General features: G+C 34.8%; 19 protein-coding genes, 1 tRNA gene and 3 pseudogenes. 15 read left to right on the top strand and 8 right to left on the bottom strand.

Annotated elements, in window-relative coordinates; all coding sequences use genetic code 11:
* Positions 1-123 precede the first annotated feature (123 nt).
* Genes nrdE through IGL36_RS01805 form a run of 3 tightly spaced genes read right to left on the bottom strand, consistent with a single transcriptional unit; the run spans position 124 to position 2,867 of the window.
* Positions 124-2,283, bottom strand: a complete 2,160-nt coding sequence (gene nrdE, locus IGL36_RS01795; RefSeq protein WP_002355358.1) for a class 1b ribonucleoside-diphosphate reductase subunit alpha — start codon at positions 2,281-2,283, stop codon at positions 124-126.
* The gene (nrdI, locus tag IGL36_RS01800; RefSeq protein ID WP_002355359.1) at positions 2,264-2,641 is read right to left on the bottom strand and encodes a class Ib ribonucleoside-diphosphate reductase assembly flavoprotein NrdI; all 378 of its coding nucleotides are present in this window, start codon (positions 2,639-2,641) and stop codon (positions 2,264-2,266) included. Before nrdI ends, nrdE begins: the two co-directional genes overlap by 20 nt.
* Before the next feature lies 1 nt (position 2,642).
* Entirely contained in the window at positions 2,643-2,867 is a 225-nt protein-coding gene (locus tag IGL36_RS01805) for a redoxin NrdH (protein WP_002355360.1), read from the bottom strand.
* Positions 2,868-3,380: 513 nt separating this feature from the next.
* Here IGL36_RS01805 and IGL36_RS01810 point away from each other — a divergent pair.
* From IGL36_RS01810 to tnpA, 5 genes and pseudogenes are all read left to right on the top strand, one after another.
* Entirely contained in the window at positions 3,381-3,854 is a 474-nt protein-coding gene (locus IGL36_RS01810; protein WP_002387693.1) for a ferrous iron transport protein A, read from the top strand.
* A complete protein-coding gene (gene feoB / locus IGL36_RS01815) occupies positions 3,851-6,001 on the top strand; it encodes a ferrous iron transport protein B (protein ID WP_002397533.1) in 2,151 nt (716 codons plus the stop codon). The genes IGL36_RS01810 and feoB overlap by 4 nt, the downstream gene beginning before the upstream one ends.
* A gap of 6 nt (positions 6,002-6,007) precedes the next feature.
* Entirely contained in the window at positions 6,008-6,145 is a 138-nt protein-coding gene (locus IGL36_RS01820) for a hypothetical protein (RefSeq protein ID WP_002355364.1), read from the top strand.
* Positions 6,146-6,226: 81 nt separating this feature from the next.
* Positions 6,227-6,300, top strand: a tRNA-Lys gene (locus tag IGL36_RS01825).
* Between the two features lie 925 nt (positions 6,301-7,225).
* Positions 7,226-7,546 (top strand): annotated as a pseudogene (tnpA, locus tag IGL36_RS01830) (IS200/IS605 family transposase); the annotation flags it as partial.
* 173 nt (positions 7,547-7,719) lie between these two features.
* On the opposite strand, the gene IGL36_RS01835 reads toward tnpA, so the two are convergent.
* Positions 7,720-8,508 carry a 4'-phosphopantetheinyl transferase family protein gene (locus tag IGL36_RS01835; protein WP_010713567.1) on the bottom strand — a complete coding sequence of 263 codons (789 nt, stop codon included), beginning with the start codon at positions 8,506-8,508 and terminating at the stop codon, positions 7,720-7,722.
* A gap of 295 nt (positions 8,509-8,803) precedes the next feature.
* Between IGL36_RS01835 and IGL36_RS01840 the strand changes: the two genes are divergently transcribed.
* The 3 genes and pseudogenes from IGL36_RS01840 to IGL36_RS01850 all read left to right on the top strand — a co-directional run.
* The gene (locus tag IGL36_RS01840) at positions 8,804-10,186 is read left to right on the top strand and encodes a radical SAM/SPASM domain-containing protein (protein WP_010713566.1); all 1,383 of its coding nucleotides are present in this window, start codon (positions 8,804-8,806) and stop codon (positions 10,184-10,186) included.
* A complete protein-coding gene (locus tag IGL36_RS01845) occupies positions 10,167-11,354 on the top strand; it encodes a hypothetical protein (RefSeq protein WP_002397530.1) in 1,188 nt (395 codons plus the stop codon). The genes IGL36_RS01840 and IGL36_RS01845 overlap by 20 nt, the downstream gene beginning before the upstream one ends.
* A gap of 7 nt (positions 11,355-11,361) precedes the next feature.
* Positions 11,362-12,306, top strand: a pseudogene (locus IGL36_RS01850) (FtsX-like permease family protein); the annotation flags it as partial.
* A 53-nt stretch (positions 12,307-12,359) separates the two neighbouring features.
* Here the strand turns inward: IGL36_RS01850 and IGL36_RS01855 are convergent.
* The gene (locus IGL36_RS01855) at positions 12,360-13,040 is read right to left on the bottom strand and encodes an IS6-like element IS1216 family transposase (protein ID WP_010713564.1); all 681 of its coding nucleotides are present in this window, start codon (positions 13,038-13,040) and stop codon (positions 12,360-12,362) included.
* Positions 13,041-13,181: 141 nt separating this feature from the next.
* On the opposite strand from IGL36_RS01855, the gene bsh reads away from it, so the two are divergent.
* Both bsh and IGL36_RS01865 read left to right on the top strand, forming a co-directional pair.
* The gene (gene bsh, locus IGL36_RS01860; RefSeq protein WP_002355428.1) at positions 13,182-14,156 is read left to right on the top strand and encodes a choloylglycine hydrolase; all 975 of its coding nucleotides are present in this window, start codon (positions 13,182-13,184) and stop codon (positions 14,154-14,156) included.
* 443 nt (positions 14,157-14,599) lie between these two features.
* Positions 14,600-14,794, top strand: a complete 195-nt coding sequence (locus tag IGL36_RS01865; protein ID WP_002358658.1) for a hypothetical protein — start codon at positions 14,600-14,602, stop codon at positions 14,792-14,794.
* A 12-nt stretch (positions 14,795-14,806) separates the two neighbouring features.
* On the opposite strand, the gene IGL36_RS01870 is transcribed toward IGL36_RS01865, so the two are convergent.
* The gene (locus IGL36_RS01870) at positions 14,807-15,436 is read right to left on the bottom strand and encodes an IS6 family transposase (RefSeq protein ID WP_002397630.1); all 630 of its coding nucleotides are present in this window, start codon (positions 15,434-15,436) and stop codon (positions 14,807-14,809) included.
* A 31-nt stretch (positions 15,437-15,467) separates the two neighbouring features.
* Entirely contained in the window at positions 15,468-15,653 is a 186-nt protein-coding gene (locus tag IGL36_RS01875; RefSeq protein WP_002358660.1) for a hypothetical protein, read from the bottom strand.
* Positions 15,654-15,682: 29 nt separating this feature from the next.
* Between IGL36_RS01875 and IGL36_RS01880 the strand changes: the two genes are divergently transcribed.
* The 3 genes from IGL36_RS01880 (at position 15,683) to IGL36_RS01890 (ending at position 18,141) form a co-directional block, all read left to right on the top strand.
* Complete coding sequence (locus IGL36_RS01880; protein ID WP_002358661.1) at positions 15,683-16,012, top strand: LPXTG cell wall anchor domain-containing protein; 330 nt, start codon at positions 15,683-15,685, stop codon at positions 16,010-16,012.
* Positions 16,013-16,139: 127 nt separating this feature from the next.
* Positions 16,140-17,078 (top strand): 2-dehydropantoate 2-reductase, encoded by a 939-nt coding sequence (locus IGL36_RS01885; protein WP_002335374.1) that lies wholly within the window; start codon positions 16,140-16,142, stop codon positions 17,076-17,078.
* A gap of 25 nt (positions 17,079-17,103) precedes the next feature.
* On the top strand, positions 17,104-18,141 hold the full coding sequence (locus IGL36_RS01890) for a PTS sugar transporter subunit IIC (RefSeq protein WP_002362381.1): 1,038 nt from the start codon (positions 17,104-17,106) through the stop codon (positions 18,139-18,141).
* Positions 18,142-18,445: 304 nt separating this feature from the next.
* Here the strand turns inward: IGL36_RS01890 and IGL36_RS01895 are convergent.
* Positions 18,446-19,331: pseudogene (locus IGL36_RS01895) on the bottom strand (IS256 family transposase); the annotation flags it as partial.
* 159 nt (positions 19,332-19,490) lie between these two features.
* Between IGL36_RS01895 and IGL36_RS01900 the strand changes: the two are divergent.
* Both IGL36_RS01900 and IGL36_RS01905 read left to right on the top strand, forming a co-directional pair.
* Entirely contained in the window at positions 19,491-19,763 is a 273-nt protein-coding gene (locus IGL36_RS01900) for a DUF3892 domain-containing protein (RefSeq protein WP_002358664.1), read from the top strand.
* Between the two features lie 1,068 nt (positions 19,764-20,831).
* Positions 20,832-21,647, top strand: a complete 816-nt coding sequence (locus IGL36_RS01905) for a PRD domain-containing protein (RefSeq protein ID WP_002404695.1) — start codon at positions 20,832-20,834, stop codon at positions 21,645-21,647.
* Positions 21,648-21,699: the final 52 nt, after the last annotated feature.

A 21,699-nucleotide genomic window follows, 5' to 3' on the forward strand; every position in this document is an offset into this window, starting at 1 on the left:
GTCCAAATAGGAGTGTGCAGCCGTTCTTCTTTGTCCAGTATATCTGAAAATGTCCTGTTTAAAAAGAGAACATTCCTAAAAAATAAGACGCTCAAGCAGAACGCCTTATTTAAGTGCTTTTCATTAAATCACGCAAGACTCACATTGATTGCTGCCAATTTCTTCAGCATCATCTGTAAATGTACGAATATAGTAAATTGATTTAATCCCTTTGTTGAACGCATAATGACGTAAAATGTTCAAGTCACGGGTTGTTTGTTTTGGTGTTTCTTTCCATTCATACAAGCCTTCAGGGATTTCTGAACGCATAAACAAGGTTAAACTCATTCCTTGATCAACGTGTTGTTGCGCTGTTGCGTAGACATCAATCACTTTGCGCATATCCATGTCGTAAGCAGAAGTATAGTAAGGGATTGTATCATTAGCTAAATAAGGCGCTGGATAGTAAATCTTACCAATTTTCTTCTCTTGACGTTCTTCAATCATACGAGTAATTGGATGAATGCTGGCACTAGTATCATTAATATATGAAATTGAACCATTTGGCGCTACGGCTAAACGATTTTGATGATAAAGACCATCTTTTTTCACAGCATCGCGTAACGCAGCCCAATCTTCAGCCGTTGGAATCTGAATGTCTTTGAAAATTTCTTTCACTTTATCAAATTTTGGTGTAAAGTTGCCTTCAATATATTTATCGAAGTAAGCACCAGAAGCATAATCTGATTTTTCAAAATTATGGAAGACTTGGTTACGTTCTTTCGCAATTTGGTTACTTTCCATTAAAGTCCAGTAATTTAATAACATGAAATAAATGTCTGTAAAGTCTAATGATTCTTCAGAGCCGTATTCCATATGATTTTTAGCGAAGAAGGTGTGTAAGCCCATTGCGCCTAGTCCGATTGTATGGCTTAAACGATTTCCATTTTGGATAGTTGGCACGACATCAATTTCAGAAGCATCTGTTACAAAAGTTAACGCACGCGTCATAGCGCGGACAGATTTTCCAAAGTCAGGACTTTCCATTAAATTAACAATGTTAGTTGAACCTAAGTTACAACTAATATCTGTTCCTAAAACTTCATATTCTTGTTTCCCATTAATAACAGAAGGCGTTTGAACTTGAAGAATTTCAGAACATAAGTTACTCATGATAATCTTGCCATCAATCGGATTGTTTTTGTTAGCTGTATCAATATTGATGATATAAGGATAGCCAGATTCTTGTTGTAATTTAGAAATTTCATTTTCTAAGTCACGGGCTTTAATTTTACGTTTACGTATGTTTGGATTGGCCACTAGGTTATCATATTCTTTGGTAATATCTACATAGGAATAAGGCACACCATATTCACGTTCCACACTATAAGGACTAAATAAATACATATCTTCGTTGTTACGTGTTAATTCGTAAAATTTATCTGGAACAATAACACCAAGAGACAACGTTTTTACACGGATTTTTTCATCAGCGTTTTCTTTTTTAGCAGATAAGAACATTTCAATATCTGGATGGAAGACATTTAGATAAACCACACCAGCACCTTGACGTTGACCTAGTTGGTTAGAGTAGCTAAAGCTATCTTCAAATAATTTCATAACAGGGACAACACCACTTGCTGCGCCATCATAACCTTTGATTGGTGCGCCCGCTTCACGTAAGTTGGAAAGAGTAATTCCTACGCCGCCGCCGATTCGTGATAATTGAAGGGCAGAATTAATTGAACGCCCAATGCTGTTCATATCATCTGTTACTTGAACTAAGAAACAAGAAACCAATTCACCTCGACGTTTACGCCCAGCGTTTAAGAAAGAAGGTGTGGCTGGTTGATACCGTTGATGGATCATTTCATCCGCCAATGTTAAAGCCAACTCTTCATCGCCATCCGCAAAATACAAGGCATTAAAGGCAACCCGATCTTCATATGTTTCTAAATACTCTGTTCCGGCGTTGTTCTTTAAAGCGTATTGAGAATAAAATTTATAAGCCGCCATGAAAGACTTGAATTGGAAATGTTGTTCATCTAAGAAAGCATATAATTTTTCAATAAAGTCCATTGAATATTTTTCGATGAATTCAGTTTCAATAAAATCTTCTTTCATTAAAAAGTTGATTTTTTCTTCAGCAGAGCTGAATTTACGTGTATTCGGTTCTACATTTTCTTTAAAGAAGGCTGCGAGTGCTTCTTTATCTTTATTTAAAGGGATTTGACCATCAACAGGACGGTTAATCTCGTTATTCAGTTTGAAATAGCTGACATCTTTAATTTCTTTTAGACTCAATTTCTTCCACTACTTTCTTAAAGGTCTCCACGTCTTCGTCTGTTCCGCTAAACTCAAAGGAGTATAGAAGCGGAACGTGATAATCGCGGGCAATATCTTTGGCGGTATAGACAAATAATTCAGCAAAATTACGGTTGCCCCCACCAGCTACACCAACTAACAGTTCTTGGTTACTTTTATAATCAAGAAAGTCATTCACTACCTCTGTAATTTCTGCATCATAGGTAGGAATGACAAGAATAAAAGGCTCATTTATTTCAAAAAAAGGATTCGCTGGCTCAAGTTCATAAGCAGGCAAATCCAATTTTTTAATAAAGCGCCTTGTTTGACCGGTGACTGAAAAATAAACAAGTTTCATCTTAGCTAGCCAATTGTTTTAATTGGTCTGGACGGAAGCCAACAACGGTTGTTGCTTCAGATGTGATTACCGGTACGCTTTGGAACCCTTGTTCTTTTAACCAGTCGATAGCATCTGGTTGTGCGTCGATATTGATTTCTTCAAAAGCGATGTTATTTTCACTTAGGAAACGTTTCGCCATTTTACATTGGATACAGTTATTTTTTGAAAAGATTTTTACGTTCATTGAAAGTTCCTCCTCTTTTTTTCTACATAGACTAGTATAAATCTATGTAGAAAAAAGTCAACACTTTAACACTATATATTGTGGTGCGTTTTTCTCATAATACTAGTTTTTGTGTTTTTGAAAGAAAAATGAAAACACGTGAATCCTCGTTTTTAGGAGAAAAAACACATTGGTCAGTGTTTGACAAACAAAAAAATTAAAATTTTGAAAGAGAACATTTAGTGAAAAAACACTAAATGTTGTGTTGACATTTGAGTTAGGCACAAGAAGAAAAAATAAGCGGATTTGTTATTGAATGAGTGGGATTTTACAGTAGCTAGTAACATAAAAAACAAGTGCTGACTTTTTTTCAAAAATAGTAACCTGAAAAAAGTGTCTCTATATAGAAGGAAAATAGAAGAAAACAGGAGATACATCCAGAAATTCATTGACTTTCCGTGTAAGCAAGCGTATTCTTTTAATTGAGAACGATTCTCATTTTCGTTTGAAACTTTTTCACATGGAGGAAAGTAAATGATTACGTTAGCGCAGGCAGAAGTTGGGAAAGTCTATACAGTCGAAAGCGTCCAAGCAGATATTCAGACAAAGAAACATCTGAACAATTTAGGTGTCGTTGCAGGCCAAGCAGTTGTCCTTGTCAATTATCAGAATCAAAATGGTATTGTTTTATTACATAATAGTCGAATTGCGCTGACAGATACGATTTTACAAGCGATTCATGTGGAGGAGCGCTCGGCGAATGAGAAAGTTTGGGTCTCCTTGGATACCTTAAAAGTTGGAGAACGCGCTACAATAGTAGGGATCCACGGACAAGGAGCGGTGAAACGTCGGTTGATGGACATGGGCTTAACAAAAGGAACAGTAATTTTTATTCGCAAAGTAGCTCCTTTAGCTGATCCAATTGAAATCAATGTACGTGGCTACGAACTAACGTTACGAAAAAGTGAAGCGGAACTAATCTTGGTTGAAAAGGAGGAAAGCGAATGACTCAGCAAATTGCACTAGCCGGCAACCCTAATAGCGGTAAAACGACAACGTTCAATATGTTAACAGGAGCCAACCAATATGTTGGAAACTGGCCAGGGGTGACTGTGGAACGCAAAGAGGGGGTGGCAAAGAAAGATAAGACACTCATTATTCAAGATTTGCCAGGGATTTACTCTCTTTCTCCTTATACGCCTGAAGAAATTGTGGCACGAGATTATCTTTTGGAGGACCAACCTTCAGTGATTTTGAATATTCTCGATGTGACCAATTTGGAACGGAATCTTTATTTAACAACACAATTAATTGAAACTGGATTACCGGTTGTTTGTGCGTTAAATATGATGGATTTGTTGGAAAAAAACGGCCAAACATTGAATAGTGAAAAGTTAAGTTATGGCTTAGGCGTGCCTGTTGTTGAGATTAGTGCTTTGAAGAATCGTGGGTTGGATCATGCTTTAAAACAAAGTAAGCAGCGAGCGAATGCCATAGAGACAGAGGTTATTTATCCTTCTTATGATAATCGCTTAGAAGCAGCACTTGCTGAAATTGTTGATATTTTAGGGAATACTGTTCCTGAAACGCAACAGCGTTGGTATAGTTTAAAACTTTTTGAACGAGATGTTCGAACCAAAGAGCAATTATTATTGAGTTCTTTTCAAGAAAAAGAAATTGAAGAAGTCATTCAAATTACTGAAAAAATCTTTCAAGATGAAAGTGAAGCGATTATCATTAATGAACGCTATGCCTTTATTGCTCGATTAATTGCTTTGTGTGCGACGAAAAAAACAGAAATGACATTTACTCACAGTGATAAGATTGACCGAGTGGTAACCAATCGGTGGTTGGCGTTGCCAATCTTTGCGTTTGTGATGTGGTTGGTCTATTACTTATCTATTCAAACGGTTGGTACAATGGGGACAGACTGGTTAAATGATGTCTTTTTTGGGGAATGGGTTCCTCAATTTGTGGGAAATTGGTTGGCGCAATGGCAAGTAGCGCCATGGATGCAAAGTTTAATTTTAGATGGGATCATTGCAGGTGTTGGGGCGGTGTTAGGATTTTTACCACAACTGGCCGTCCTGTTTTTATGTTTAGGTTTTTTAGAAGATTGTGGCTATATGGCCCGGATTGCCTTTGTCATGGATCGCTTGTTTCGGAAATTCGGCCTATCTGGTAAGTCGTTTATTCCAATGTTAATTGCGACAGGTTGTGGGGTCCCAGGCGTGATGGCTAGTCGAACGATTGAAAACGAACGCGATCGGCGAATGACTATTATGGTCACGACTTTTATGCCATGTTCAGCGAAGTTGCCAATTATCGCTCTGATTGCAGGTGCATTTTTTCCTAACCAAAGTTGGGTCTCGCCCTCTGCTTATTTCTTAGGGGTTGCTTCCATTGTGTTATCAGGAATTGCTTTAAAAAAGACTAAGCATTTTTCGGGAGATCCAGCACCATTCATTATGGAACTTCCCGCCTATCATTTGCCACAGCTTAGAAGTGTGGTTCGGCATGCCTATGAACGATGTCGCTCATTTGTAAAAAAAGCAGGTACGATTATTTTTGTTTCCAGTATTCTCATTTGGTTCATGTCACATTATTCTGTGACGTTTCAACCCGTTCCAGAAAGTCAAAGTATTCTAGCATTTCTAGGTAAAGGGTTGGCGGTGCTATTTATCCCATTAGGCTGGGGTAATTGGCAAGGGGCAGTTGCCACAATTACAGGATTGATAGCGAAAGAAAATATTATTGGTACCTTAGGTATTTTATTTGGCAATGTGAAAGATGTTTCTGAAAACGGGGTAGAAGTCTGGGGCGCACTGCAACACACCTTTACGCCAGTCGCGGCCTATTCGTTCTTAACTTTTAACTTATTATGTGCACCTTGTTTTGCTGCAATTGGCGCAATTCGTCGTGAAATGGGAGACCTCAAATGGACATTAGGAGCCATTGGTTATCAATGCGGTTTGGCTTATATGGTTAGTTTTGTGATTTATCAATTAGGCCATGTGTTAGTCGAAAAAGGCACACTAACTCTGGGGACTTTTTTTGCGATGGGTGTTGTTTTAGCTGGATTTTATTTCCTTATAAGAAAACCAAAGCCAGGCAAAGAAAGTGTCCAAGCAATCACTTCTTTAGAAAGAGGGTAATAACGGATGGCAACAATTATTTTATCCATTTTAATTTTTGGAACAGCAGGAATCATCACCTATCGACGAATCAAAAAAGGGGAAAGTTGTGAAGATTGTCAAACAGCTTGTCCTGTAAAAAAAGAACAATCTTCACAAGAATAACAACTGAAAAAAATTCCCTCTTGTATAAATAATAGCGGAGTGCTACAATATTGAGGTAGCTGAAAAGCCATTTTATACAACGGGGGCATAGCTCAGTTGGTTAGAGCATCTGACTCTTAATCAGAGGGTCTAGGGTTCGAATCCCTATGCCCCCATTGGGTGCCAAACCCACGAGAACGGTATTCTGTCGGCGTCTTAGGACGTTTCGAAGACGGAGTACGCGTTCTCTTTTTTTGCTCTTTGTCAAATAATGTTGGTAAAGAGAAATTGTAGAATCCTGTCGAGTCCAGAGGAGAAAATCCTCTGGAATTTTTTGTATAGATTGAAAGAGGTCGGTACAGAAGTATTTAACTCCGCGAACCACGTAGGTACTGTTCAACACTCCTAAAGGCTCAAATACATCGAGTAATCGCAGATGTCATTTATTTGCTAAATAGTGTTTCTCAGCACTTAAGAAGGCTAAACTGCGACGAATGCTCACATGAGAAAGCCAATAAGAAGGAATTTCCGAAAATTGTCATAAAACACAACGAGGAACGAGTTGATGTTGCATGATACACTACATTCCGTTTCGTTCGTATCAATTTCTACGCATGGAACATGCTAGAATTGAAGGACCCGGTGTTCTATAATGTTTGGAGACCAGGTAGGTATTGTTCATCATCGAAACACTACGTTCTTCGTGATTTTCAACACTTGGAAGGATTAAGATACACCGAACGCTTGTGTGAGAAAGTCAATTTCGGCTTATTGTTTTCTCGCCAAAGGCTCGTCACAGTTTTATCCTTGTAAGTTCCGAAGGACCTTCACCAAGTAGGTACGATGATTTCATCTGTTCATGCTTCACAGTGAAACATCGCAACTCTTAGAGCTGTAGCTCTTTTGAAGGCTGTACTGTGACGAGACGTATGTCGAGAAAACACCTTAGAAGTTGTTGAGATCGAAGCAACGCGTAGTGTTGCTTCTGCTCCCGCCGTTTATCAATTTTTAAGCCTGGGACAAAAATCCAAAATGCTTTTTGTCCCAAGCTCTCAGGATAGCTTCTAGCGAGGGATTAAAAAGCCTTCCAAATTGTTAACATGTATGGATCATATTCATATGCTAGTATGCATTTCTCCGAAATTAAGTGTCTCTCAATTCATTGGGATTTAAAAGGAAAAGGTAGCTTAATTATATTTGATAGGCATAGTAAAATATCGTTATGGAAATAGAAAATTCTGGTGTCGCGGTTACTACGTGGATACAGTAGGAATAAATAAAAAGTAGATAGAAGAATATATTCGTAATCAACTTCGTGAAGATTACGTAGCTGCTCAGCTAACGGTGTTTGAAGAAGTAGATCCGTTCACAGGACAAAAAATTATAAAAAATGAAATAGCTCCATTAATGAGCTGTAAGTAAATGTGGTGCGGAAGGGAACTTTTTCGGTAAGCCTTTTAGGTTTAGGGCGGTAATAGTGGATTACAGCCGCAGAACAAACTACCCGTTCACACGGGTGGTTTTGATTATGGTTATTATGTTACTAGGCACTTACCCTGAAAGATGGAATGATCCCAACAAAACGGCTTATGTCATTATTTATGAATATCATTATCGGTTCCGTTAATTTCTAAATCCCAAAAGGCAAGTAGTTCTACTTTATGCTGCGTGCTTTCTTGTATTTGCTCAATTAAATAAGCTGGTAAAGTAAGTGAAATCCAATGTTGATCAGAAAAAAAAGATAGACATTTAAAGTTTTTGAAATGAACAAATTCAGAAACCCAAATATTTTTATGACAGGTAACGGACTTTACTGAAAAAAATGATAATGGCAGTGTTAAACCAGTTAGTACTGCTTTAGACAGACTTTCTTTTATTGTCCATAATAAAACACTATATTGTAATCTTTGGTTTTGCTTATCTAATTGGTCAACAATATTTTTTTCATGATTTTCTATGTTTGAGTAAAGGGTATTTTCTTTTTGTTTTGAAACCAGTTCTATATCTACACCGGCACAAATTGATGCTGGAAATGCCAGTGCGATTGTTGCATTTTTTGTATGGGACAGCGAGACTCCCTGCATGCTGAATTGTTCATACTGAATAATAGGCTGAGAGAAACAACCAACTAGAATTTCTAATTTTTGAAGATTTGATTCATTCAACAAGAGAGAAACAGCAGTTTTTGCTGCATATCTACCTATTTGATAGGTCATTTTTCTGTTGAGATTACGATAACTATTACAAATATGTTGTTCGCGCTCGCTAAGAAAAGCGATAGGAAATTTAAAATCATTTGATTCAAATTTCCCATAAGAAATAATAAGCTTTTTTGGAACTGGGTTGGACTTCAATTTTAGTAAAAGAATGTGTGAGTTAAGCAATACTTTTTTCTCCTTGCTATTTTATGAATAGGTGTATCTCTAGACAAAATGATTTAAAAAGATTGTAGGCATCCATATTACCTATCATTTTATTCTATAACATTTAAAGTGTAAACATTACTAAAAAATTATCTATGGATTCATAACAATTTTCCGCTTTTACTTATTTAATTTACATTCCTGTTCCTTTAAACTATATACATGGTATTTCATTATTTGTAAATTTAAAATGATTTTATGAAGCGAGTACTAAATGATTTTATGAAGCGAGTACTAATATATGAGGAGGAAAAGTATGCAGAATCAGGTATATTTAATAAATAGTGATCAAGAGCAATTTAATATTTTTTTCCATCCTGAAACTTCTCGAATGATGAGAGTTTCTAAAGAACTGTCCGTAGATCAGATGACTAACGAACAGATAGATGAACTACTTAAACAATTTAAAAAGGAAAATAGTTCGGATGTAGCTGTAGAAAAAGTTCCAGGTAGAGGGACTGTTGCGTTGACATTTATGTCTGCTAGAACATGTAATCTCGGTTGTACATATTGCTTTGCAGGTGAGGGAGAGTATGGATCTGTATCGGATAAACCTGCATTTTTTACTAAAGAAAACTATATGAATGCAGTTAGATTTGCACTTGAAAATTATTCAGATGGCATCAAAAGTATGTGCTTTTTTGGTGGAGAGCCGATGATTAATTTTAGAGAAATCAAGTCATTTGTTAAGGAAGCACAAGATTTCTTTAAAAAAAATGATATGGAATTTCCACCAACATCTATTTGTACTAATCTAGTTGGAATTTCAAGTAAAGCAATAGAATTTCTAAAAGATAACAACATATTTATTGTTACAAGCTTGGATGGACCTAAAAAATTGAATGATCTTGCAAGGATTTATCAGGGAGATGGAAAGCTGAGTGTATATGACAATGTGGTAAAAGGAATAAATAGAATGAAAGAGCAAGGTGTTTCATATGTCTTACAAGCAACGATAAATAGAAATCATCTAGAGAATTATCAACAAGGTGATGGAGTTAAGTGGGCAAAAGCAATGGATGAGTTAGGGTGGGAAAATCTTGCTATAGTACCTGTAGATACAGCTGTAGAATCATTAGCTATTACTGGTGAACGCTTGCTATCAAATCTAGAAAGCTTTACTAGAGAAATCACGCAGTATTATATAGGAAAACTCTACAAAGGAGAAACAGATCAAATCCCTTCTGGAATTATTGCTCCACTCATTCAAATTGCTAAAGATCGTTCTTTAAGGGACTGTAATGCAGGACACTCGCTGTTTTTTGATACAAATATGCATATCTATCCATGTCAAATGTTTGTAAATGAAGAAAAATTTAATATGGGAAATATAGAAGAAGGATTGAATTATGAAAAAGCACATGGCATCGCCAATGTTAGTAGACAAGATGCACCTGAATGCCAGGCATGTTTTGCAAGAAAAATCTGCTCTGTATTTTGTAAGGGAATTCAATTTCAATCTCATGGAGATATGTACGTAGTTAGTTCACCAAGATGTACTTTTTCTAGAACGACCATTGAAGAATCTATTAAGACTTTAGCTACTATGGATAAAACATCAGCTGAATATAAACTTTTTTGGGATAGTTTTAAAAAAGTTTCAAAAAGGACTGGTAATTTTGGATACACAAAAACTTGACTTAGATAAATCAAAAGGGCTAGTCGTTGATGATGTTACTCTTATTAAAGATAAATCTATGAAAGATACTAAATATTTTTTGATAAGTGAAAAAAGAAGTAAATATATAAAACTTTCAAAGGAACAATATACTTTTTTTGAAGGTTTGATTCCTTTGCTTAAGAAAGAAAAAATTGAAGAAGTAAAAGAATTTTTACATGAAAATAGTACGATTAGCTACGAAAAAATGAGAACCATATTAAGTAAGCATAATTTGTGTACGTACCCAAATACAAATAGTCAAAGTAATATCGAGTTTGAGTTGAATAGTCGGAAACTATTTGAAATTCCTTTATTTGCTATTCAAAAAAGAATTGAGAGAGTGACTAAAGGCATATATTATTTAAATTTATTGTTGATAGCTGTAATGTTAATTGGATTTCCAATTATTATTATTAAATTTCCAGTTCAACTAATAGATTCTTACATAAGCCAGATAAATTTTTCAATTCTAAATGTGACTAAAGTAGATATTATTGTTATTTTATTTGCTGGAAGCGGATCACTTGTTTTTCACGAATTAGGTCATTTATTATCATCTAATTACTATAATGTTGGATGGAAAAGCTTAAACATTCGTTTGAAATGGGGATTTTCTCCAGTGATATATATTCGTTATTCAGATATGTATACGATCGATAGTTGGAAACGAGTTAAGATATTAGGTTTTGGTATGATAAATAACTGTATACTGATATTTTTCTCATTATGCTTATTTATCATTACAAATAATTGGTGGTTTGGTTATATAGCTCTTCTTAATATAGGGTATCTTTTTAGTAGTTTATTACCGCTATCAACGAGTGATGGATACCATATTTTTACAATCATATATGGTAGTGAAGGGACAAGATGGCAGTTATTGTTGCTTCTTGCAGGAGTAATAAAAAAAGAGACCTCAATTTTAAAAAAATTTCAAAACAAAAAAATGATTGGATTGTTTCTTTATTTTATTCTTTCATATGTTATTGGTATTGCAGGGATTTTTTCTATTATACGTATAACATTGAATTATCTAAACGTATTTGGTTTTAGTTCAACAGTACTAAGCATTTTCGTCTATGTAATGGCATTTATAAGTCTAATACAAGTACTTCTTTCTTTTAAGAAAGCATTAAAATCTTTTTGAAGACATTATGAAGGATGTGAGAAATATGTGGATATATATTCGAGAAAATTTAAAAAAAAATAGTAGTAAGTTTCTTTTCATCATATTGATATTTTTTGTAACAATGCTGCTATTGACATTTTCTTTAGGAGTTATTTATACAATAAACTACAGAATTGAAAATGAGTTAGCAGACTATTTATTAAAAAAAGACTTTAAAAATATGAAATTATTTTTACAATTAGGGACGGGAGTTCTTGTAGGTTTTTCTTTATTTATTATTTATAATACATACTCGATTGTTATTCAAGGGAGAAAGAAAGAATTCCAACTGCTATATAAGTTAGGTATGAAATACAAAAAAATTCAGCAGATTTTAAGTATTGAAAGCTTTCTGCTAAGTTCTGTTACAGCCGTTATTGGACTTTTCACAGGCATAGTGTTTTCAAGAGTATTTTTGTCTAATTATCAAGACATGAAGGTCGAACATATTCCAATTTATATTTATCTACTAGTTATTGTTTCTGCAATTTTATTTTTTATATGGTGCGGTTCAAAAAATCTAAAAAGTATGAATATCGAAGTAGAAAGTAAACAGAAAGAAGGCAGCACGTTTAAGTCTCAATCTACTATTAAAGAAAAATTTTTATTTAGAATTAAGTTAGCTTTAGGTATTATCCTTTTGATTGTTTCAATTGTTAGTGGATACACAACTATGAAAATAATTTTACTATTTACAGGTTTAATCTTGATTTTTGATCCGTTAATAGCAGGGACCTTGGCGTCTCTTCGTTTTTTGTCGCTCCGTTTTAACCGACTTTCTTTGTTCGTTGCTGTGGAAGAAAATTGCTGGAATATTAAAAGAATCAGCTCATTAATATCTACATTGGCCTTTTCAGTTATGCTTCTAGTAGGAATGTTAACCTTTTTTCATTCTGTCAAGGAAGCTGTTGTACAAAAGGTAGATGAGACGGTTCTGTTGCAAAGTTTTAAATAAAGAATAAAATCCCTTACAGTATCTATGATTTAAGCTGGGATTCCCAATAATACCTTGATTTCAGTACAGACCGAAAACCCGAAGAGAGTACCTTCTTTTCGGGTTTTCTTATATAATCCTCGAATGGCTTCCATGCCTTTAATCGTGGTAGAGGCAGTGCGTAAACTTCGATAGAATTTATTGCGTCTCTTTACTGGACGATGGTCTTGTTCAATCAAATTATTCAGGTATTTAATGGTACGATGTTCTGTCCCTTGATAAAAGCCGTATTCTTTTAGTTTCTTAAAGGCACTTGTAATAGAGGGGGCTTTATCTGTGACTACAACCTTCGGTTCATCAAACTGCTTCACTAACCGCTTAAGAAAAGCATAGGCTGCTTGTGTGTCCCGTTTTTTACGTAACCAAATATCCAAGGTTAAACCATCTGCATCGATGGCTCGATACAAATAATGCCATTTTCCTTTAATTTTGATGTACGTTTCATCCATTTTCCATGAATAAAAGGATTGTTTATTTTTCTTTTTCCAAATTTGATAGAGTAGTTTGCCATATTCTTGCACCCAACGATGAATCGTCGTATGAGAAACGTTAATGCCACGATCATATAAGATTTCTTGAACTTCACGATAGCTAAGGTTATAACGAAGATAGTAGCCCACGGCTACAATAATCACATCCTGCTGAAATTGCTTTCCTTTAAAATGATTCACCGTCATTCCTCCTGCTATCTTTTTCTATTATTCTACCTTATTTGATAGTAGATTTAAAACTTTGCAACAGAACCATTTGATAAAAAAGAGTATTGGGTGTACTATTTTAGTGACTGAATTAGTATATAGGAGGAATTGATTATGTGTACAGCAATTACTTATGTATCAAAAGATCATTACTTTGGAAGGAATTTTGATTATGAAATTTCTTATAATGAGGTGGTTACTATTACGCCGAGAAATTATAAGTTTTCATTTCGAGAAGTTGGAAATTTAGATCATCATTTTGCAATAATTGGAATTGCTGCTGGGATTGCTGATTATCCGCTTTATTATGATGCAATAAATGAAAAAGGATTAGGAATGGCTGGATTAAACTTTTCAGGCTATGCAGATTATAAAAAAATTGAAGAAGGAAAAGAAAATGTTTCTCCATTTGAGTTTATTCCTTGGGTATTGGGCCAATGCTCTACTGTAGATGAAGCAAAAAAATTATTGAAGAATCTTAATTTAGTAAATATTAATTTTAGTGATGAACTTCCGTTATCCCCTCTCCATTGGCTGTTGGCTGATAAAGAGCAATCTATTGTGGTTGAAAGCACGAAAGAAGGCTTACGTGTATTTGATAATCCTGTAGGCGTATTAACAAATAACCCAACATTTGATTACCAATTATTTAATTTAAACAATTATCGTGTACTTTCAACTAGAACTCCAAAAAATAATTTTTCAGATCAAATAGAGTTAGATATTTATAGTAGAGGAATGGGTGGTATTGGGTTGCCAGGAGATTTATCATCAGTATCTAGATTTGTAAAAGCAACTTTTACTAAGTTAAATTCTGTATCAAGAAGTTCAGAATATGAAAGTATTAGCCAATTTTTTCATATTTTAAGTTCTGTCGAACAACAAAAAGGATTGTGTGATGTTGGTGATGAAAAATATGAGTATACGATTTATTCTTCATGTTGTAACCTGGAAAAGGGAATTTATTACTATCGTACGTATGACAATAGTCAAATTACTGCTGTGGATATGAATAAGGAAAATTTAGAGAAGGATAGCTTAATTGTTTATCCAATGGTGGAAACACAACAAATTAACTATGCTAATTAATTTGTTGTAATTCTTGTTTTTATAAGTATTTTCGAAATGAGTTTAAATAAACGGGAATAATAGAAGAGTAGATTTAAGTTATTGATAACTACTAGGTAATTGATGATAAATTAAACAAATTAGATGCTTTAAGGAAAGATGACAAAAAAAGTACAGTATTACATGAAAAAGTGGATTTTTGAGAAAAAAAGGGTTTAACAATTAATATCAAAAACAACTATTCTTATAAAACGAATAGTTGTTTTTTTGTATTCATATTTTCTATAAAAAAATGAATAGTAAACGCTTGTAATTTTTTAATAAGAAGAATAGCTTGTTATAAGAGTAACTACGATTGTCCGCATAATTTTTTTGAAGTGTAAAAAAAATATAGAGTTATAAATGTGATAGGTGTATTAGTATTTATTTAAAAGACTAAAAAATGTGAAGGAGTTTGAATCGAAATGAAAAAAGTATGTGCTATTTTAATGATTTCTGCGTCAGTTTTAGGAATGGTGCCCAGTAATGTACCAATTTTTACAGCAGAAATAAATTATGCGCATGAAAATGAATTACAAATGAATCCGTTTGTTATAGCGTTTGTCGATAAAGTGAAGGGTTCTGTTGCAAAGTTTGAAAATCAAACGCGCCCTCTCTGAACTCCAAATATCTTAGGCTGGTATTCCCATTAATACCTTGATTTCAGTAGACACCGAAAAGCCGAAGAGCGTTCCATTTCTTCGGTTCTTTTTATATATTCCTCGAATGGTCTCCATGCCCTTAATCGTGGAAGAGGTTGTACGGAGACTTTGATAAAATTTATTCCGTCGTTTAATAGGTCGATGGTCTTGTTCTATTAAATTGTTAAGATACTTCACAGTTCGGTGCTCTGTCTTAGTATATAAACCCACACTCTGTAACTTTCTAAAGGCGGAGCCAAGAGAAGGTGCTTTATCGGTCACAATTGCTTGCGTATCCCGTTTCTTTCGTAACCAGATATCTAAGGTTAAGCCGTCCGCATCAATTGCACGATAAAGATAATGCCAACGTCCCTTAATTTTGATATAGGTTTCGTCCATTTTCCATGAATAGAAGGATTGTCTATTTTTCTTCTTCCAAAGATCATAGAGGACTTTGCTGTACTCTTGCACCCAACGATAAATCGTAGTATGACAAACATTTATTCCACGATCATATAACAATTCCTGAACTTCACGATAGCTTAGATTGTAACGCAGGTAGTAACCAACAGCGACAATAATGACGTCTTTTTTGAATTGTTTGCCTTTAAAATGATTCATTACTCTGTCTTCTCTGTCTTTTTTCTCAATTTTACACTAAAATAGATTTTTTGGAAAACTTTGCAACAGAACCTTTTTTTGCAATAGAATTACTAATGGGAAAACAAATTAATGCGATAACCAGACCGATAGCAATTTCGTGAAAAATAATTGTTATTAAGAATAAAACTATACTAGATATGAATAAACTTAAAACATGTATTTTATCTTCTTTCATAGGATCCTCCCGTTATTGTCATACAATAGTTGTTTGATTTATATTTTAAATTATCAATAAAAGAAAAGCTAGGAAAAAAGCATTCAAACGAAAACCCAGTTAATACAGATACAGGCGTTGTGATTGTCGCAGTTGAAGATAGTAAACCGATTATTCAATTAGCAGACGGAACAACAAAGAAAGTTGAAGCTAAAGAAATTGGAGCAGACGTTCAAAAAGACGGAACAGTAACGGTTAAAGGTTCAGACGGAAGAATGAAAGTTTTACCAAAAACAGGAGAAACAGAAAATATTGCATTGTCTGTCCTAGGTTCATTAATGGTATTAGGATCAGCATTCATTTTTAAAAAGAGAATCTAATTAAGTATTTATAAAAGCATGGTCGCAAGTTTTACACTCTCCTACTTGAAGTTTCCGAATGAAAACTCTATAATGAGAAATGTGAAAATGTTCACTTATTATAAATTAAGTTTGGAGGCTTTTATTTATGAAAATTGCAATTGCAGGGGCCGGCGCGATGGGTTCCCGGTTCGGACTGATGTTGAAACAAGGTGGTAACGATGTTTTGCTAATCGACGGCTGGCAGGAGCATATCAATGCCATCAAAGAAAACGGATTGAAGGCTAATTATAATGGCGAAGAAATTACTGTTAAAGTCCCAATTGTTAATCAGAATGAGGTGCCCACTGGTGAGCAATTTGATTTGATTATCTTATTCACGAAGGCAATGCAGTTGGAAAAAATGCTGCAGGATGTTAAACCATTAATTGCTGATCACACAGAAGTTTTGTGTCTTTTAAACGGTATCGGTCATGAAGACGTAATCGAAAAATTCGTACCGATGGAAAAAATCTTTATCGGCAACACCATGTGGACTGCTGGTCTAGAAGGTCCCGGCAAGGCTAAATTATTTGGCAGCGGGTCTGTTGAATTGCAAAATCTAGGTATTGGCCAAGAAGAATCAGCGAAAAAATTGGCGGAAACTTTGTCCGCGTCTGGTTTAAATGCCAAATATTCCGACAACATTCATTATTCAATTTATCGTAAAGCTTGTGTCAATGGTACGATGAATGGCTTATGCACGATTTTAGACGTCAATATGGCGGGGCTTGGTGCAACCAAACCTGCTCATGACATGGTAGTGACTATTGTTAACGAATTTGCAGCTGTTGCTGCCAAAGAAAACGTCAACTTAGACATTCCCGAAGTAATCGAACATGTAGAAACTTGTTTTGACCCGACTACGATTGGTATGCATTTCCCATCGATGCACCAAGACTTGATAAAAAATAACCGTTTGACCGAGATTGACTACATCAACGGAGCCATTTCTCGTAAAGGTAAAAAATATGGAGTAGTAACTCCTTACTGTGATTTCTTAACGCAACTGGTTCATAGTAAAGAAGAAATTCTAGGAGCAAAATAGTAATCATTAGAAAGAGGATGAGAAAATGGAAGAAAAATTAACTCCAAAAATATTTTTAAATAAAGTATTAGCGGGTACCGCAACGGGGATCATCGTAGGGTTGATTCCTAACGCGGTATTGGCAGCAATTTTGAAATTATTTGGTGAAAATACCTTAGCAGTAACGATCACACAAATGGCAGTTATTTTCCAACTAGCTACTCCACTATTGATTGGCGCTTTGATTGCGGTGCAGTTTGGCTTCAAACCAATGCAAATGTTAGTAGTTGCCGGTGCAGCTTTCGTTGGCTCCGGTGTTGTGAAATTCAATCCTGACACAGCTACTTATATCGGTGCTGGTACCGGAGACATCATCAATACCATGATTACTGCATCAATCGCTGTCGGCATGATCTTGTTGATCGGCGAAAAATTTGGGTCCGTGGCAATTGTTGCAACACCAATCGTTGTTGGTATCGGCGCTGGTCTAATCGGCTATTATTTATATCCTTACGTAACCAAGATTACTGCCGCTATCGGTGACTTAATTAATACCTTTACTACTTTGCAACCAATTTTGATGTCAATCTTGATTGCATGTTCCTTTGCTTTCTTGATTATCTCACCGATCTCTACAGTTGCCATTGGTATGGCAATTCAATTGAACGGTGTTTCTGCTGGTGCAGCCGCTATGGGTGTTGCCGCAACAACAGTTGTCTTGGTAGTTAACTCTTGGAAAGTCAACAAACCAGGGGTTACTTTGGCCATCGCATTGGGTGCTATGAAAATGATGATGCCAAACTTGTTTAGGAAACCAATTATCTTGGTGCCATGTCTATTCACCGCTATCATCTCAGCAATTCCAGTAGCGTTATTCTCAGTCTCAGGGACTCCTGCTTCTGCTGGTTTCGGTTTGGTAGGGTTGGTAGGTCCGTTGGCTTCATTGGACGCCGGTTTGAGTATTATTCTAATATTAATCAGCTGGTTTGTTGTACCAATCGTAGCTGCTTTCGTAGGTCAAATCTTATTTGAAAAAATCTTGAAATTGTATGATCGTAAAGATGTTTTCGAATTTTTAGGATAGTCAACTAGAAAAAGTGTGAGCCTTGTGCTCACGCTTTTTTGTGCAATTGAAGTTGGTGAATCTCAGCGAAAAGAGAAAGGTACCTTAAATAGTGTGTTTCTGGTCAATAGCACAATGAAATATCTAAATACATTATGAACTGCTTTTCGTTTTATGAAGAGCAGTTTGTGCTATTTGAGAAATTGCTCAATTTAATCATTAAGTAGTTTCATCAATGGTGACTATGCTACTGCAATTCTTGTTGTACCAACCGGGAGCGTCAATAATTTTGTGTAAATAACTCGTCCTTCTGCAAAATAATGGGTTACTCAGTAAACATTGAAGCTAATGTATCCGTCACTTGTTGGAAGCCTTTATGGCTTCTATTTAAGAATTTTTGATTGTATGTATCAAAGATGGATACTAGGAAACGCTCTAGTGATTCTTCATTTTGAAACTGCTCTTTTCTGCGGCTGTATTTCTTGATTTGTTTATTGAAAGATTCGATTAAATTAGTTGAGTAAATGCTTCGGCGGATACCAGGCGGAAACTCATAAAAAGTCAATAAATCTTGATTTTTTATCAGTGACTGCGTCACTTTAGGATAAGTTTTCTGCCACTTCTCAATCATACTCCCTAAAAAGGTATTTGCCTCTTCCTTTGAGCTAGCTTGATAAACAGCCTTAAAATCATCACAGATTTCTTTTCGATCTTTGACACGTACTTTATGAGCAATATTACGGGAAACGTGAACACAGCAATGTTGGTATTTAGCTTTAGGATAAATCTGGTGAATCGTATCTTTCATGCCTTTTAAGCCATCGGTAATAAACAGTAAGACATCATGAACCCCTCTGGAGTAAATGTCCTGTAACAACTCATTCCAAACGTAGGTCGATTCAGTCGGAGCAATCGCATAACTTAGTACTTCTTTAGTGCCGTCTTCTCGTATACCAATGGCAATATAGATTGCTTCTTTGGAGACGGTTTGCCGTTTTAAAGGAATATAAGTAGCATCCATGAAAATAGCGACATACTTATCATTTAGAGTTCTAACTTTAAATGCATTTACTTCTTCAGTCTGCGATTTCCGACATGGTAATACCTTTTCGGAAGAGGTGAATGACGGTCTCCTCTAAGGTATCATTCGTCCGTCTATAAGCAGGAACAGTCTGTTGCTTGAACTCGCCGTTGCGGTCGCGCGGAATTCTGTGAATGTGTTGTGGTAACTCTATTCTACAGAAGGGACTTCCTTTTTTCTATTTACACAAAATATTTTACACTCTCTTAAAATATCCACATTTTTAAACTTTGTTATTTCAATTATGTAGTGTATTATTGATATATAAAACAGGAGGGAATGTTGTATAATGGCCAGAGCTACAAGAATTAGGATGAATGATTCAAAAGGTTTTTCAAATGATGTTACAGAAATTAAAGATATTTATTTGACTGGTGTCAAAAAACCCGCATATTACTCAAAAGAATCAATTTATGATTTTATAAAAGGCGGAAATACTGTTGATGTTAACATTCCTCCATATCCTAAATTAATCCTTGCAATGAGAAATGGACAGCGATATGTTCGATCTGAACCGAATGATACACCAAATGATAATTTGCTAAAATTGCCTAGAGATTAATTTTCATGACTACGGTTAATCACGTAGTCTTTTTTCATTTTAATGATTAATAGTACTAACCTAAGAAGATTTAAATACCTTTAAAAAGCAGAAACATTAGTGGGATGTCATTTATTCAAACAATAAATAATTTGAGTGCTAATATTTTTAAAGATTCTATTATAAAATATGAGATAGCTTAATTATAATAATTTAGTTTACATAAGAGCGCTTAGCCTAAGTAGTAGTTATACCCAGCGATAGAAGTACTTGATTTGTGAAAAGGCGTTGGTATAATTAGTAGCCTTAGTTGTAGCAACACTTTTGGTCTTTAATATATTGCGAAATAGAATCAATTAAATATCAAATGATTATATAATCATTTGATATTTAATTGATAATTATAGATAAGCGATATTTATTAACCAAAGGAGTTTTCTATGAATAGAAATAAAAATCTTTTCATTTATATAGGTATAATTTTTCTACTTGGAATTTTTGGTATCATATTATTCAGAGGGACTATGTTTTCTTATCAGAAAAATGTAAGTAATTTTTCTGTAATTCATCCAAATTCTATAAATAATTTGCGTGAAGGAAGCATTATTTATATTGGTAGAAAAACTTGCCCTACTTGTGTTTCGTTTGTCCCTAAATTAACTGATACCATAGGGAAAAAAAGAATATGGCTCCTATACTAGAAATACGGACAGATTGTTCGCTATAATCTAGTAAAGGAGCCCCTGAGACATATCTAAATAAACGGTAGGAACAGACGATTTCCCATGCTTCGAGGATCGGAGTTAAACACTTCTGTCCAATCCTCACTAATCGTATACTGTCCAAAACATTTAGGTAAATACAGGTTGAATGTACTATGTTGTACCCAATATTTCCTTGTAATAGGTGGAATGTAAGGGTTGACATTTAAAAATTTATATAGTAACATGGGTTCACAGATGCAGGAGTGTTACTGATCCATAGTCAGGCACCACCAAGTTAAAAAACGAAGTGATTCTTAAGTTATTCATGAAAGAAGCTTGGTTTTAGGATTTGGTGTTTTTTTTTGTCTTTCAGGAGGTGAGAATAATGATCGTAGTAAAAACACTGAATAATAATATTGTTTTAGTTCAAGATCAAATGGGAAATGAAAAAGTTTTATTTGGTACAGGAATAGGGTTTAAAAAGAGACAAGGGGATTCAATCGATGAAAGTTTAATTAGCAAGATTTTTACTCCGAATGCAGAGGAACAAACGGATCATAAAATTGACAATTTTCAACCTGAAATTCTAAGCGTTTCTGCTAGAATTATTGAATCAGGTGAACTAATTCTAAATCAAAAATTCGGTACAGGCCTACTATTTTCTTTAGCAGATCACCTGACATTTTCAATATATTCTATCCAAGAAAATGATAATCCTATCAAGTGGGAAGTTCCTCATTTATACTATAAGGAATATCAAATAGGTAAAAAAGCATTGGAAATTGTTCAAAACGAAATGGGCGTAACCTTACTGCCAGAAGAAGCTTCTTTTATTGCTCTGCATTTTGTCAATGCACAAATCGATCAGCCAAATATGGTCGATACCTTACAAATTACTGAGGTTATCAAAAAAATTGTTAAAAGTGTGCAGACAATCTTTGACACTATTCTGGATAAAACGACTGCCGATTATTCACGATTTATTACTCATATTCGTTATTTCATTATTCGACAAAAAAATAGTCAAGAATCTTTAAAAATGGATAAACAGATTAGAGAACTTATTCAAGAAAGGTATATGAAAAGTTATGCTTGCGGACTGATTATTAAAGAGATGCTAGAGAGGGACTATCAGTGGAAAATCTCAGAAGATGAATTGGTTTACTTAGTGATTCATATTGAAAGAATTACAACAAAATAACATAAAGGTGTGTTATCTGAACAGAGCATAAGCCTAAACGGAATTTTTTCGT

The sequence above is a fragment of the Enterococcus sp. AZ011 genome, from assembly GCF_050548355.1.
GTDB classification, from domain to species: Bacteria; Bacillota; Bacilli; order Lactobacillales; family Enterococcaceae; genus Enterococcus; species Enterococcus faecalis.